Annotated in this window: 16 protein-coding genes; 7 read left to right on the forward strand and 9 right to left on the reverse strand. The window is 53.5% G+C overall.

What is annotated here, in order from left to right:
• Window positions 1-10 precede the first annotated feature (10 nt).
• Window positions 11-223 carry a hypothetical protein gene (locus tag GSQ62_RS19490; RefSeq protein WP_161891052.1) on the forward strand — a complete coding sequence of 71 codons (213 nt, stop codon included), beginning with the start codon at window positions 11-13 and terminating at the stop codon, window positions 221-223.
• Window positions 224-333: 110 nt separating this feature from the next.
• Here GSQ62_RS19490 and GSQ62_RS19495 read toward each other — a convergent pair whose 3' ends face one another.
• The 3 genes from GSQ62_RS19495 to pyrE all read right to left on the reverse strand — a co-directional run bounded on the left by GSQ62_RS19495 (window position 334) and on the right by pyrE (window position 2213).
• Window positions 334-831, reverse strand: a complete 498-nt coding sequence (locus GSQ62_RS19495; RefSeq protein ID WP_161891053.1) for a metallophosphoesterase family protein — start codon at window positions 829-831, stop codon at window positions 334-336.
• Window positions 832-931: 100 nt separating this feature from the next.
• The gene (locus GSQ62_RS19500) at window positions 932-1159 is read right to left on the reverse strand and encodes a hypothetical protein (protein WP_161891054.1); all 228 of its coding nucleotides are present in this window, start codon (window positions 1157-1159) and stop codon (window positions 932-934) included.
• A 418-nt stretch (window positions 1160-1577) separates the two neighbouring features.
• Window positions 1578-2213 (reverse strand): orotate phosphoribosyltransferase, encoded by a 636-nt coding sequence (gene pyrE / locus GSQ62_RS19505; RefSeq protein WP_161891055.1) that lies wholly within the window; start codon window positions 2211-2213, stop codon window positions 1578-1580.
• Window positions 2214-2320: 107 nt separating this feature from the next.
• Here pyrE and GSQ62_RS19510 point away from each other — a divergent pair, with 107 nt between their 5' ends.
• Window positions 2321-3001, forward strand: a complete 681-nt coding sequence (locus tag GSQ62_RS19510; protein ID WP_161891056.1) for an NUDIX hydrolase — start codon at window positions 2321-2323, stop codon at window positions 2999-3001.
• On the opposite strand, the gene coaD is transcribed toward GSQ62_RS19510, so the two are convergent.
• The 3 genes from coaD to GSQ62_RS19525 form a co-directional block, all read right to left on the reverse strand.
• Window positions 2955-3434, reverse strand: coding sequence for a pantetheine-phosphate adenylyltransferase (coaD, locus tag GSQ62_RS19515; protein WP_161891057.1), 480 nt, complete (start codon window positions 3432-3434; stop codon window positions 2955-2957). The two genes, GSQ62_RS19510 and coaD, sit on opposite strands and share 47 nt — an antisense overlap.
• Before the next feature lie 216 nt (window positions 3435-3650).
• Entirely contained in the window at window positions 3651-4538 is an 888-nt protein-coding gene (locus GSQ62_RS19520; RefSeq protein WP_161891058.1) for a DUF3822 family protein, read from the reverse strand.
• Window positions 4539-4617: 79 nt separating this feature from the next.
• Window positions 4618-5112, reverse strand: a complete 495-nt coding sequence (locus GSQ62_RS19525; protein WP_161891059.1) for an NUDIX domain-containing protein — start codon at window positions 5110-5112, stop codon at window positions 4618-4620.
• A gap of 37 nt (window positions 5113-5149) precedes the next feature.
• Between GSQ62_RS19525 and GSQ62_RS19530 the strand changes: the two genes are divergently transcribed.
• The 5 genes from GSQ62_RS19530 (at window position 5150) to GSQ62_RS19550 (ending at window position 10285) form a co-directional block, all read left to right on the forward strand.
• The gene (locus GSQ62_RS19530) at window positions 5150-5614 is read left to right on the forward strand and encodes a PaaI family thioesterase (RefSeq protein ID WP_161891060.1); all 465 of its coding nucleotides are present in this window, start codon (window positions 5150-5152) and stop codon (window positions 5612-5614) included.
• Window positions 5615-5731: 117 nt separating this feature from the next.
• Window positions 5732-5923 (forward strand): cold-shock protein, encoded by a 192-nt coding sequence (locus GSQ62_RS19535; RefSeq protein ID WP_115564124.1) that lies wholly within the window; start codon window positions 5732-5734, stop codon window positions 5921-5923.
• A 229-nt stretch (window positions 5924-6152) separates the two neighbouring features.
• The gene (locus tag GSQ62_RS19540; protein WP_161891061.1) at window positions 6153-7559 is read left to right on the forward strand and encodes an ATP-dependent DNA helicase; all 1407 of its coding nucleotides are present in this window, start codon (window positions 6153-6155) and stop codon (window positions 7557-7559) included.
• A gap of 80 nt (window positions 7560-7639) precedes the next feature.
• Window positions 7640-8089 (forward strand): DUF1573 domain-containing protein, encoded by a 450-nt coding sequence (locus GSQ62_RS19545; protein ID WP_161891062.1) that lies wholly within the window; start codon window positions 7640-7642, stop codon window positions 8087-8089.
• Between the two features lie 711 nt (window positions 8090-8800).
• Entirely contained in the window at window positions 8801-10285 is a 1485-nt protein-coding gene (locus GSQ62_RS19550) for a TolC family protein (RefSeq protein ID WP_161891063.1), read from the forward strand.
• Between the two features lie 295 nt (window positions 10286-10580).
• On the opposite strand, the gene GSQ62_RS19555 is transcribed toward GSQ62_RS19550, so the two are convergent.
• The 3 genes from GSQ62_RS19555 to GSQ62_RS19565 all read right to left on the reverse strand — a co-directional run bounded on the left by GSQ62_RS19555 (window position 10581) and on the right by GSQ62_RS19565 (window position 12541).
• Window positions 10581-10958 carry a DUF423 domain-containing protein gene (locus tag GSQ62_RS19555; protein WP_161891064.1) on the reverse strand — a complete coding sequence of 126 codons (378 nt, stop codon included), beginning with the start codon at window positions 10956-10958 and terminating at the stop codon, window positions 10581-10583.
• 121 nt (window positions 10959-11079) lie between these two features.
• Window positions 11080-11529, reverse strand: a complete 450-nt coding sequence (locus GSQ62_RS19560; protein WP_161891065.1) for a DUF2750 domain-containing protein — start codon at window positions 11527-11529, stop codon at window positions 11080-11082.
• Between the two features lie 172 nt (window positions 11530-11701).
• Window positions 11702-12541, reverse strand: a complete 840-nt coding sequence (locus GSQ62_RS19565; RefSeq protein WP_202621807.1) for a glycerophosphodiester phosphodiesterase — start codon at window positions 12539-12541, stop codon at window positions 11702-11704.
• Window positions 12542-12755: the final 214 nt, after the last annotated feature.

The following is a 12755-nucleotide window of genomic DNA, read 5'->3' on the forward strand; positions in this document are numbered from 1 at the left end:
TATTGCAACGATGGGAGTTACTAGATTAAAGAGAAAAGACCGTAAGAATAAAGCGAGGGCAAACAACAGAGTAGCAAGAATTAAGCAGCTGTTGCTGACACCCGTTATCAGGAACGTAGACATGGACGAGCTGAGAGCTCAGTTCGGCGAGGCTCCGAAAAACAAGAAAGCGGAGACTGCGGAAGCGCCAGCTGCACAGAAGGAAGAGACGCCTGCTGCGTAGTTCTTTTTAGGGGAACGTGAGCCCATCTGCCTGCCGCTGCTATTCCGGCAAATGGCGGCGGCTTACTAAAAAGACTTCAGAGTGTGTTTGCCACGGCAGGCACACTTTTTTTATGCCCTTTTGCCAAGCTCTATCACCTGCAGGTCCCGTACCTGGCCCTCCCGCACCTCAAAGCGCACCATCGTCCGCATCTGGTGGAAACCGTGCCGGCCAGCCGCGCCGGGATTGATGTGCAGCAGGTTGCGGAGATTTTTGTCAGTCATCACTTTCAGGATGTGCGAGTGGCCGGTTATAAATAGGCCGGGAGGATTGGCTTTGATGATGTCGCGCACATCAGGATGGTATTTGCCGGGGTAGCCGCCTGTATGGGTCATCAGCACGTCCAGCCCGCCCACCTCAAAACGCGCTACCTTGGGGTGCAGCTTCCGCACATCCTGCCCGTCGATGTTGCCATATACGCCCCGCAGGGGAGCCAGCTCACGCAGCCGCTCCGATACCTCCGCTGTCCCGAAGTCACCGGCGTGCCATATCTCATCCCTGTCCGAGAGGAGGCGCAGCATTTGGTCGTCGAGGTAGGAGTGGGTGTCGGAGAGGAGGCCTATTTTCATGTGACTTTTCTTAACACGCCCGCGCTGGTGGAGCGGGCAGCTATGAAAGGGTTAAGTTTATATATAGGAGGGCAGCGCCGACTTATATATAAACTTAACTTTAGTACACGCTCAGGCGGCTTTTTGGTTTCAGGTATTTTTCGAAGAAGGAGGGCCAGAGGTAATCCGCAGACTGGCGGCCCAGCAGGAGGCGGAGGCCGATGGCCAGGTTAAGCGGGGCCGGGAACGCCGCACCAAGCCCCAGGGGCAGCAGCAAAACCAACAGGAGAATGCCCGTAGTGACACCAGCACGGAAGAGCCACCCTTTGGCCCAGATGCTGAGTGCCACCCATAGTTGCAAAGTGGCTAAAGCAAGTATAAAAACCTGTGTGTTCTGCGAAAACCATCCCAGTATAAATGATTCATAAATCGGAACAACGCTATATCTGGCAAGGCCGAGATAGACTTCAGGGTGAAAAAAGGCAAGATACACATTCAGCAGACTGGCTACCCCGAAAAACAGCGAGTATGTTAATCGTGCAAGCAAAGGCCTCTCCAGGCACACTACAAGTGTAGTCAACGCCAGAAAGTTACAAACAGTGTAGGCTGCCCAGAATGCAGCAGGAGAATTTAGATCCATTGCTTTGCCCTATTTTATGATACAAAGCTACATATAGTTTTTGTTAGCGTACAACATTTGGAAATATAATTTTTAAAAGTCTGCACCACAAAAAAAATAAAATATATATTAATGGCATAGTGCAAATTTACCCCCATGTTTCGGGAGATTTCCGCCACTCCGCCAGCGCTTCCACGGCCGCCGCCGGTATATAGCCATTGGCCAGGGCCGCCTCCAGCAGGGCGTTGTAGTTGCTGAGGCAATAGAGCCGCACGCCCGCCTTCCGGAAATTTTCATCGGCCACCGAGAACCCGTAGGTGAAAATGGCGGCCATGCCGACCACCTCGGCCCCTGCGGCCCTTATGGCTTCCCCGGCCTTAAGCGAGCTGCCGCCCGTCGATACCAGGTCCTCTACCAACACTACCTTCTGGCCCGGCAGCAGCTTGCCCTCAATCTGGTTGCCCATGCCGTGCTTCTTCGGTTCCGGGCGCACATACAGGTAGGGCATCTCCAGCAGGTCGGCCACCAGGGCACCCTGTGCGATGCCGGCCGTGGCCACCCCCGCGATGGCCTCCGCCTCCGGAAACTGCTGCTTTATCAGCTCCGCCAACTGCTGCTTTATATAGCTGCGGATATAAGGGAAGGAGAGCGTAACGCGGTTGTCGCAATAGATGGGAGAGTTCCAGCCGCTGCTCCACCTGAAGGGCTGTTCCGGCCTTAGTTTTACCGCCTCCGTCTCCAGAAGGAAGGCGGCTACCTGAAGTGCTGTTTTTGTCTTGTCCATGGCCGAATTTACGTAATATTCTTCCTTTTTGGGCCAGCGGATTTTGATTCAGGGGATTTATTTATCTTTTTGCGTAAATTTCCGTTCCATCAGAAGCTTGCAAGCGCATGAATGTTTTTATCAACGATATTCCCCTGATTCTGAAACAGGCTTCGGAAAAGGTTTACAAGCACGAGTACGACCTCATCCTGAAGGCTTCTGACCACTTCACCTCCAAAGACCTGGTAGGGGATGTGCTGATAAAAGACGCCGATGCGCTCCTGATAGACCGCATTGTGCGGCTGATGGAGGTGAAAAAGCTAAAGAAGCTCAGCTCCCTCACGCTCGTGACCGGCAAAAAGAAAAAGCTGATCGACCACCTGCAAGACCAGTTCAAGATAGTGAAGGCAGCGGGTGGCCTGGTGCTGAAAGACGGGAAAATCCTGATGATTTACCGCCTGGGGGTGTGGGACCTGCCGAAGGGAAAGCTGAACAAGAAGGAGGAGGTAGAGGCTGGCGCCCTGCGCGAGGTGGAGGAGGAGTGCAACATACAGGTGGAGGTGGTGGGGAAGCTGCCGAAAACCTGGCACTCGTATGCCTTCAAGGGCAAAAAAATCCTCAAGAAAACGAACTGGTTCGTCATGAACTGCACCGACGACAGCCTGATAAAGCCGCAGGCGGAGGAATTTATCGAGGAGGTGCGCTGGATGACCCCGGAAGAAGTGAAGGAGGTGCTGCCAAAGGCTTATACCTCCATCGCCTTCATTGTCCGGCACTATCTGCAATCTCTGAAAACTGGAAAGGTATAAACTCATCCACGTTGCCGCCGAAGCGGTGAATCTCCCGGATGATGGAGGAACTGATGGCCGCCAGCTGCGGGGAGGTAATCAGGAACACGCTCTCCAGGTCGTGGTTCACGTGGCGGTTGGCCTGCGCGATGGTGTTCTCATACTCAAAGTCGGTGGTGTTGCGCAGCCCGCGCAGCAGAAACTGCGCCCCCACCTCCCGGGCAAACTCCGCCGTGAGGCCTTTAAACGTCTGCACCTTTATGTTCTGCTCATCCGCGAACAGGCGCGTCATCACCTCAAACATCTTCTCGATGGGTATATAGCGCTGCTTGCTGCTGTTGTTGCCTATTGCCACAATCACCTCGTCAAACAACTTGGCACCACGCAGTACCACATCATGATGCCCGTTCGTGAAAGGGTCGAAGGAGCCGGGAAACAGAGCGATTCTTTTCATGAGCTAATTGTTAGTTGACGGTTGTTGATTGCTGTATGGTCAATTGTTGGATTGCTAAATTGTTGTTGCGTTCGGGGCCTGCGTTATTTTTTGTTTGCCACTTGTATGCTGTTATATGGTGTAAAGCCTGCATTATATATAAATGTTGATTCAACCTTGCAGCCATTTAACAATTTAACCATACAGCAATCAATAAATAGTAATCAGCAATCAAATCTACTCACACAAGTGCAGGCTGTACAGCTCGAAGTAGCGGTGATCGAACATGTCGTGGAATTTGTAGCTGTACTCCACGTCAGTCGGTTTCTTCCCCAACTTCACGTGCCGCACGTACTTCTGCAGGACATGGAAAAGGGAGGAGTCGTGGGTGATGTCGCCCCACACCAGCAGGGTCTCCTGCTCCGGGTTCAGCTTCTGCTCCTGCATCACGAACACGATAAAGTATATGAAATCCTCCGGGGTCTGGTACTGGAAGACGTTGCAGAACTCCAGCCCGCTCTGGTTTACCACCAGGATGGTGACATAGCTGCGCTCCACAAAAAGGCACATGTGCCGGGCGGGGCTGCGGTCAGTGTGGTGCAGGATGCTGCGGATGAGGGCGCTGGTCTGGTGTACCATCTGCACCCGCTTCCGGGGGAAAAGGTCGTGTAGGGCATTGCAGACGGCGGCGTCCGCCGAGAAAATATTGACGGCCTCCAACCCGCCGTGGCGGTAGCTGAGCACCTCCTCCTCACGTGTGTTCAGTCCGCTGTTCAGGCGCAGGTAGTCCTGCCGGTGGGCCGGATCATAGAGTGTCTCGGGCACCAGCGTAAAATGCAGGTTGCTGAGCGAGGCCCGCACCACGTTCCACTGCTGCTCCTGCAGCAAGGGGTTTTCGGAGGCGATCAGCCGCAGTTGCTCCGCCACCTGCAGCGGCGTGAACACCGTGATCAGCTCATAATCTTCCAGCACCACAAACTTGTTGCGCACCGTGTCGGCCACGGCCAGGCGAATGGCCTTCGGGCTGAGCGCTATATATAGGTTGCAGTAGGACGCTTGCGAAAGAGCAAACGCCTCGTCTTCTATCTGGTGGGAGAGCCGGTAATGTGTGTTGACAGTATCCAAACTAAGCTACGTTATATATAAAGCCGCTTTGCGCCGGGGCTTTCTGCAAGTATATATAAATTATGGCAAAAGGCAGCCGCTACGCTATAAAGTAATGGTTCTGGCCCAGCAGGTCGTCGAGGGAGAGCAGCAGCTGGAGGCTGCGGTGCTTGTCTTTGAAAGGGATGGCCTGCAGCTCTTTTAAAGTGAGCCACTGCACATGCTCCAGCAACGCCTCGCCCGGTGCCGCCTCCGGGTCAGTGCCCGTGCGCAGGCTGCCGCCGGTTATATGCACCTCAAAGAAAAACTCGATGGCGTGCAGGGGCGGCTGCAGAAACTCGTTCACGAACAGGAAGCGCTCCACCCGCACCTCCAGCCCCGTTTCTTCCAGCAGCTCGCGCCTCAGGCATTCCTGCACGGTTTCACCGTAGAGCAGGCCCCCTCCGGGCGGTGCCCAGAAGGCATTGTTTCCGATGGTGCTGCCATGGCGCACCAGCAGCAGCCTGTTATCCTGGATGCAGATGCCGCACGCGCGCGCGCGCAGCTTGCCGGCGTAGGCGGCGGCTTTGGGGTTTAAGGGGGCAGAAACGGACATATTTTGTGAAACGTGCTTTAGGCAGTACTTTTACTCCATGATCAAAACCTTCAACCCTGATTACGAGCAGGACATCCGGCAGAAACTGGAGCACCAGGAATATATGAAGCTCGTAGGCTTTACTGTAACAAAGATAGCGGTTGGCCGGATAGAAGGCGAATTAAACCTGACACAGCGGCACCGCCAGCACACCGGCTTCGCCCACGGCGGGCTTATCGCCACGCTGGCCGACATCGTGGCGGGCTTTGCCGCTGTCAGCCTCGTGCCGAAAGGCCTCCAGGTGGTGACGGCAGAGCTGAAAGTGTCGTACTTCCACCCGGGCGTCGGCGATAAGCTTCTGGCGAGGGGCTATGTGCTCAAACCGGGCCGCAGGCTCAACTTCTGCGAAGCCGAGGTGTTCGAGGTGCGGGAGGGGGTTGCGCCGCTCCTCATTGCCAAAGCCTCCGCCACCATGGCCACCATAACCCCAGAAGACAGGAAGCGTATGGTATATAATCAGTGAAAAATTGTCTGAACTGCGGACGGCAACTGTTTTTTTTGCCTCTGAAGACAAATAATTTGAAATTGATGAACATTGTTACGCATTATTATGTACTTTTAGGAAAAACAAAATTATATCATGAACAAAGGAGTAGTAAAGTTCTTTAATGAGACGAAAGGATTTGGTTTCATTAAGGATGAAAGCACAGGACAAGAGTATTTCGTACATGTTAGCGGTCTTGTTGACGAGATCAGAGAAAATGACGAAGTTACCTATGAACTTCAGGAAGGAAGAAAAGGACTGAACGCTGTAAATGTTAAAAGAGCTTAGTTCTTATACCATACACAGTAATGAAAATTTTAAAAGCCTTACCATAGCGTAAGGCTTTTTTTTGCGCGATTGCCCCGGCTGCCGTACCTTTGCAGTAGCCCTGCGCGGCAGCGAACAGGATGTGGCGGGAGAGTGGCCAACTCAAAATTTCAGCCTGATTTATATATAGCCAGCACCTGCGGCTAAGCCACCTGGGCAGTGCCGCACCGCTATTTTTCCCGATAATATCATGCGCCCCTTAGAAGCCCTACGAAACAATTTCCCGTTTGAACCGACCGAAGACCAGGCAAAGCTTTTCACCAGACTGGAGGAGTTTATCCTTGCCAAACAGGAGGAGCGGCAGGTCTTTCTGCTGAAGGGCTTCGCCGGCACCGGCAAAACCACCGTCATCACCTCGCTGGTGAAAATCCTGAACACCTTTGGATATAAATATGTGCTGCTGGCGCCCACTGGCAGGGCGGCCAAAGTAATGGCCAGCTACAGCGGCAAGCCCGCGCACACCATCCACAAAAAGATCTACCGCCAGACCGCCAATCCTTACTCCGAAGGCCTCTCGTTTACGCGCCAGCCCAACAAGTCAGACAACACCTTATATATAGTGGACGAGTCGTCAATGATCTCGGACGAGAGCAGCTTCGGCGACAAGGGTTTGCTGGAGGATTTGCTGAGCTACGTGTTTGACAAGAAGAACAACAAGCTGCTGCTGATAGGCGACACGGCGCAGCTGCCGCCGGTCGGGCAGGCGCTGAGCCCCTCGCTGGACGCGGAGTACCTGAAGCAGAATTTCTGGTGCCATGTGCAGCAGATGGAGCTGCGCCAGGTGATGCGGCAGGCGGAGGCCTCCGGCATCCTGATGAACGCCACCCAACTCCGCGACCAGCTGAAGCAGGAGCCGCTCGATATTAAGCTCTTCACCAAAGGCTGGCGCGACATCTTCCGGATGACGGGCGAGAAGCTGGAGGACGGGCTGCGCTACGCCTACGACAAGTTTGGCGTGGAGAACACCATCATCATCTGCCGCTCCAACAAATCAGCCAACCTCTATAACCAGCACGTGCGGCGGCGCATCTTTTTTGCCGAGGACGAACTGGGGGTGGGGGATTACCTGATGATTGTGCGCAACAACTACTTCTGGCTGGCTAAAGACTCCGACATCGGCTTCATGGCCAACGGCGACTTTGTGGAGGTGACCAAGATTATCCGCTACGAGGACATGTACGGCTTCCGCTTCGCCGATATCCGCATCCGCTTCGTGGATTACCCGGAGGCGCAGGAGGAGGAGGTGAAGATTATGCTCGACACCCTCTACACCGACACCCCGGCCCTGCCCGCCGACCAGAACAAGAAGCTGTATGAGGCGGTGCTGCAGGACTATATGGATATATCCACCAAGCGCGAGCGTAGCAAGGAACTGAAAAAGAACCCCTACCTGAACGCGCTGCAGGTGAAGTTTGCCTACGCCCTGACCTGCCACAAGGCGCAGGGCGGCCAGTGGCAGGCGGTGTTCGTGGACCAGGGCTTCCTGAAGGAGGACATGGTAAACGAGGAGTTTGCCCGCTGGCTTTATACGGCCCTCACCCGGTCGTCGGAAGAGCTTTACCTGCTGAACTTTAACCAAAATTTATTAGTTAACTGACAAAAGAAAAAGCTATTTTGCATCGTTTTAATTTTAATATAGTATAATAGCTATTATAACAACCTTAACCCTTTATCCAGATGAAAAAATTACTTCTCTCTTTCGCTTTGGCAGCCCTGGTAGCCGGTGGCACTATGGCGCAGGAACAACCAAAGGCCAAGGCGACAGCCCCTCAGGAGCAGGCGAAGAACGGTCCGGCGCTCACCTTCGAGGAAACAGAGCATAACTTCGGCGACATTGCACAGGGCGATGTGGTGGAGCACACCTTTAAGTTCAAGAACACCGGCACGCAGCCGCTTGTGATTGAGCGCGTGGACGTAACCTGCGGTTGCACCACCCCTAACTGGACGAAAGAGCCCGTAATGCCGGGCAAGACCGGTTTTGTGACAGCCAAGTTCAACAGCGCCGGCAAGATGGGGCAGCAGAAGAAGGCCATCACGGTGCATTCCAACGCCGCAGACGGAGCGAAGTATGTGTACATCGTGACCAACATCAAAGACAAATCGACTGCCAGCGCTGTGAAGCAATAAGCCCATACGCCAGGCAATGACAATATCTGAAAGCCCTCCCTGTAAGGAGGGCTTTTTGTTTGTGCCGCCACTGCCGATGGGGGCATGAAGAAATAGAAGAAGTTGCTTTTAAGCTATATAATCCCGTACTTTAAAGTGGGGAATAAAGCAGGAGGGGAGAGGCAGGATTTTCGGGCTTTTTTCGGGATATACCCCGCTTTGAAGGGGTAGAATCGTTAGAATATACCTTATTCAGGAATTCTCTGACAAACAGGAAACGCCTGTAGGCATGAACAAGCATCTTAGCTGATGCAACAGTTTTCCGACATGGGCAGCTTTCTACCCAACCTGGCGCAGCAGAGGCCTGTAGATAGCCGGGTTGTTCAGCGTTGCAGTCAATGGCACGGAGACAGCCTGATTCCGCAATCGTTTGCAGTCGGAGAAATAATGTTTGAACATTCTAATTAGGCCTGCAATAGCCTTCTTCGCCATATTCCCATTACATGGAGCCACAGGTAATTCTCTTCGGCCCCTTTTTTACGCTGGACTTCTGCAAGACGGCCCTTGCCGTGTGTTTTCACCGGCAGATGGACAGTGAAAACATGGCAGCGGCCGGGTTTAATTGCTGTACCTCTTTGGCCGAAGCCCTATTTACATATAAACTCATTCAGAAAATTTAACAGCCTCCCGGTTCAGGCTGCTTCAGAAGTATTGCTTTTAGTGTTCTCTTTTATGTATAAGTTCTTGTTCGTCTTCCTGCAGTTGCTGCTTTTAGTTTCTGCCTCAGTCCTTGCCCAGACAGATGAACCTCCTTACTTTACGCGGGTCCTGAGCCTCACCGAAACGGTTGAACTGGCCAAAACCCAGTCGCCGCAATACCGCAGCGCCACCGTGCTGCTCGAGAATAGGCGGTGGCAGTATAAGACGTTCCGCTCCAACTTTTACCCGCAGTTAAGCCTGAGCGGCGTGTTGCCGGAGTACAACAGAACCATCGACCCGCGCATTACTGACGACGGTAGCCTCATCTTCATCAACACCCATAATGCGAACTCCTACCTGCAACTCTCGCTGGGGCAGGAGATCGGCCTGACAGGCGGCTATATATCCATCAACAGCCAGATAAAGCGCCTCGACGACTTCCAGGCAGACGATAACCAGACCAGGTACTCATCCATCCCGGCCACCATCACGCTGAACCAGCCCATCTTCGGGTTTAACTGGCGGGCCTGGGACAGGAAAATCGCCCCGCTCCGCTACGAGGAGGCCATCCGGGACTACCGGGAGGAGATGGAGATAATCTCGAGCAACGCAACTGCCCACTTCTTCAACCTGCTGCTGAGCCAGATCAGCCTGCAGATAGCGGAGAAGAACGTCGCCAACAGCGACACCCTGTACGAAATCGCCCAGACCCGTTACAAGGCCAGTGAGATTCAGGAGAACGAGTTGCTGCAGATGGAACTCACGCTGCTGAACTCCCGGCAGAACCTGGAGCAGACCATTTTGGATGTGGAGGCAAATACCCTGAACCTGAAGGTGTTCCTGGGTATCACGGACGATTACCCCATCAAGCTGGTAACCCCTTACGAGATTCCGATATTTGAGGTGGATGAGAAGATAGCGCTGGAGGAGGCGCATAAGAACCGGCAGCGGGTCATAGAGTTTAAGCGGCAGATTCTGGAAGCCGAGAGGGGGGTGGCGCAGGCAAAAGGGCAGAGCGGCTTCACCGCCGACCTGTTTGCCTCCTTCGGTCTCACGCAGCAGTCGCTGGAGTTTCAGGAAGTGTACAACGACCCCGTGCCGCAGCAGCGTGCTCGCGTGGGCTTCAACATCCCGCTCATGGACTGGGGCCGGACGGCCTCCAAAATAGGTACGGCCACGGCCAACGAGACCCTGGTAAAGGGAAACGTGGAGCAGCAGCGCATCAACTTTGATCAGGAGATATACCTGAACGTGAAAAGGTTCAGGGTGCTGCGGAAGCAGGTAATCGGGGCAAGGCGCGCAGATGAAATAGCGGAGAAGCGTTACAACCTCACCAAGGAGCGCTACCTGCAGGGGCAGATAGAGGTGCTGGACCTGAACTTCGCCACAGAGGAACGGGACAAGGCCACCCGCAGTTTCATCAGCTCGCTCAGGAGTTTCTGGTCAGCTTATTACACGCTGCGCCGGCTCACACTCTACGACTTTGAGCACAACATGACACTTGTGGCAGAGTATTGAAAGTGTCCTGTAGTATTTTTGTCCAATCACCACGCCCTGGCGGCGGACTTTTTTGCGGCCCTGAGCCTTACTGGCTATACCGACGGCTTATACAACATCAGGTGCAAAAGAAGCTGCCAGTTTTTATATATACCCACATAGATGGTATAAGCACCCGGGCAAATTAATTTGTACTATAAATTAAAGTGCTATAAATCAATAGATTGCTGAAAAAGCCATATGGGATACAAAGAGGCTAGTGTCTTGATACTTACGTCTTATTACTTATATAGAAATGGGCAGTGGCCGTGCAAGTCTACAAGGCTTTTAGAACGGCATAAAACAGGGCTCCCCACCCTAAGATGAAAGCAAGCCCGCCGAGCGGGGTAACGGCGCCGAGCCAGGTAATACCGGTGAGGCAAAGCGTGTAGAGCGAGCCGGAAAAAATGAGGATACCGAAAAAGAAGCACCAGGCCGCTACCTGCAGCGCCGGCTGCTCTATCCTGAAAAGCAGAAGCCCCACCGCCAGCAGCGCCAGCGTATGGTACATCTGGTATTTGACGGCAGTCTCGAAAGTGTCTACCCGGTCTGCCTCCCGCAGCATCGGGCCAAGCGCATGCGCCCCGAAAGCGCCGATGGCAACTGTCAAGGCTCCGAACGCAGTGGCAATCAGTAAAATGGCTTTTTGTGTCACGTCATATATAGGTCAGGTACAGCGTGCAGGGCACGCACATCAAGGCAAAGGTAAGGCATATGGGGCGAAGTCGGCAAGTTTCCTGCCATAAAGGACGCATTAAACCGCTCCCCACAGCGTGCTATTCGTCTCCGTCCATCGCCTCATTTACCTGCTCTTCAAACTCTTCCTGGCTTTCGTACTGGATAAACTTCAGCTTTTTGCCTTTGGCCTTCAGTTCGTTTATGACGTCCAGGGCCACTGCCAGCGGCTCCGCCTCTTTCCCGCTCAGGTCAGCGCCCCAGTCAGCGCCCAGCAAAAGCTGGTCGCCGTACATGCCCACGCACCAGTTCTCCAGGAACTCCACCAGCGATATACTCTCCGGCAGATAGGCCTCCCATTCGTCTTCGGCGCAGGCCACGGCCCCCTTTCTATCAGACCAGAACAGGATGACTTCCGTGTTTTCAGAAGCTGCTGCGCTCGATGTCGCCCAGGTTTCGTCCTTCGTAAGCCCCCATACGGCATCTGTTTCCACAATGCGTATTATAAAATTTCTATATGTCTTATCGAGAGCGGCTGTATCTTGTGTCATATCTAAACAGGTTAACTTTTTAAACTCCTCTTTTTAAGCGAAATACCCAGTGCAGGAGGCCACAGAATGGCTGCACCAAATGCGGCGCGGGATTGGTTAAAGAGCGAACTGAAGAGGAAATATAGCCTTGGCGCGAGGCAAAACAAAATAAAATACCGGATTTATATAGAAGTTACAGCTCCCGGAAGAGATTCGGGAAGTCTGAGATGATGCCGTCCACTCCCATCTGCTTTAAGCGGCGCATGTCGTCCAGATCGTTCACCGTCCACGGGATAACGCTGATGCCCTGCTGGTGTGCGGCTTTTACGAGGTCTGGTGTTGTGAGATGGTGAGCCGGGCTATATATGGTGGGGGTGAAGCCAAGCTTTCGGACGTTCTGCCCAAACCCCTCGTTGTTGCTTACCAGCAGGGCCGTTTTCACCTGCGGGTACTTCTGGTGCAGAACCTGCAGCGTGCGCACGTCAAATGACTGAATGATGACCCAGGGCAGTATGTTTTTTTCCTGAATTACCTCCATCAGGCGGTCCACAAACGCTTCCGGCTCAGGGTGGTATTTATTGTCTGTGTCGGGCTTCGACTTTGTTTCGATGTTGTAGAACACCTGGGGCAGTTGGCGCCGCCTTATATATGCCTGTGTGGAGTCTATCACCTCGGATAGCAATGGTTTGTAAGCAGGCATGCGTTGCTGCTCCGGGAATTGGCTGTTGCCCCTAGATCCCACATCAAACGCTCTGATGTCGGCGTAGTTCATGTCGTAGAGAACGTAGCTCTTTGCATCGGCGGCAATGATCTCCAACCCGTCGGGCAGCAGTTCGTGGTCCGGGTTCATGTAAGGGTCGTGTGAGAGCAGCACCTGGCCATCTTTGCTGATGTGCGCGTCCATCTCCAGGGTGGTGACGCCTAAATCCAGCGCGGCCCGCATGGCGGGCAGGGTGTTCTCGGGCAGCAGCCCGCGCGCGCCGCGGTGGCCCTGTGCATCGAAGACAGGCATTGTGGCAGCAGGGAGACGCATATCCGGGGTGCAGGCTGTAAAGAGCACGAGGCAGGCCAGGGCCGTTGAAAGAATAGGACGCATCAATTATATATATATCGTTATCCGAACAAACATCGCTCGTTTTCGGCCAGCAAAAAAGCCGTTACCCTAAATATAACATTTTATTTACTTTGCTTAGTAAATGGCAACCGTTGCAGAAGGACACAGTAATATTCTCTTTTCTGTAGTGTTT

This window comes from Pontibacter russatus (assembly GCF_009931655.1).
Lineage (GTDB): Bacteria > Bacteroidota > Bacteroidia > Cytophagales > Hymenobacteraceae > Pontibacter > Pontibacter russatus.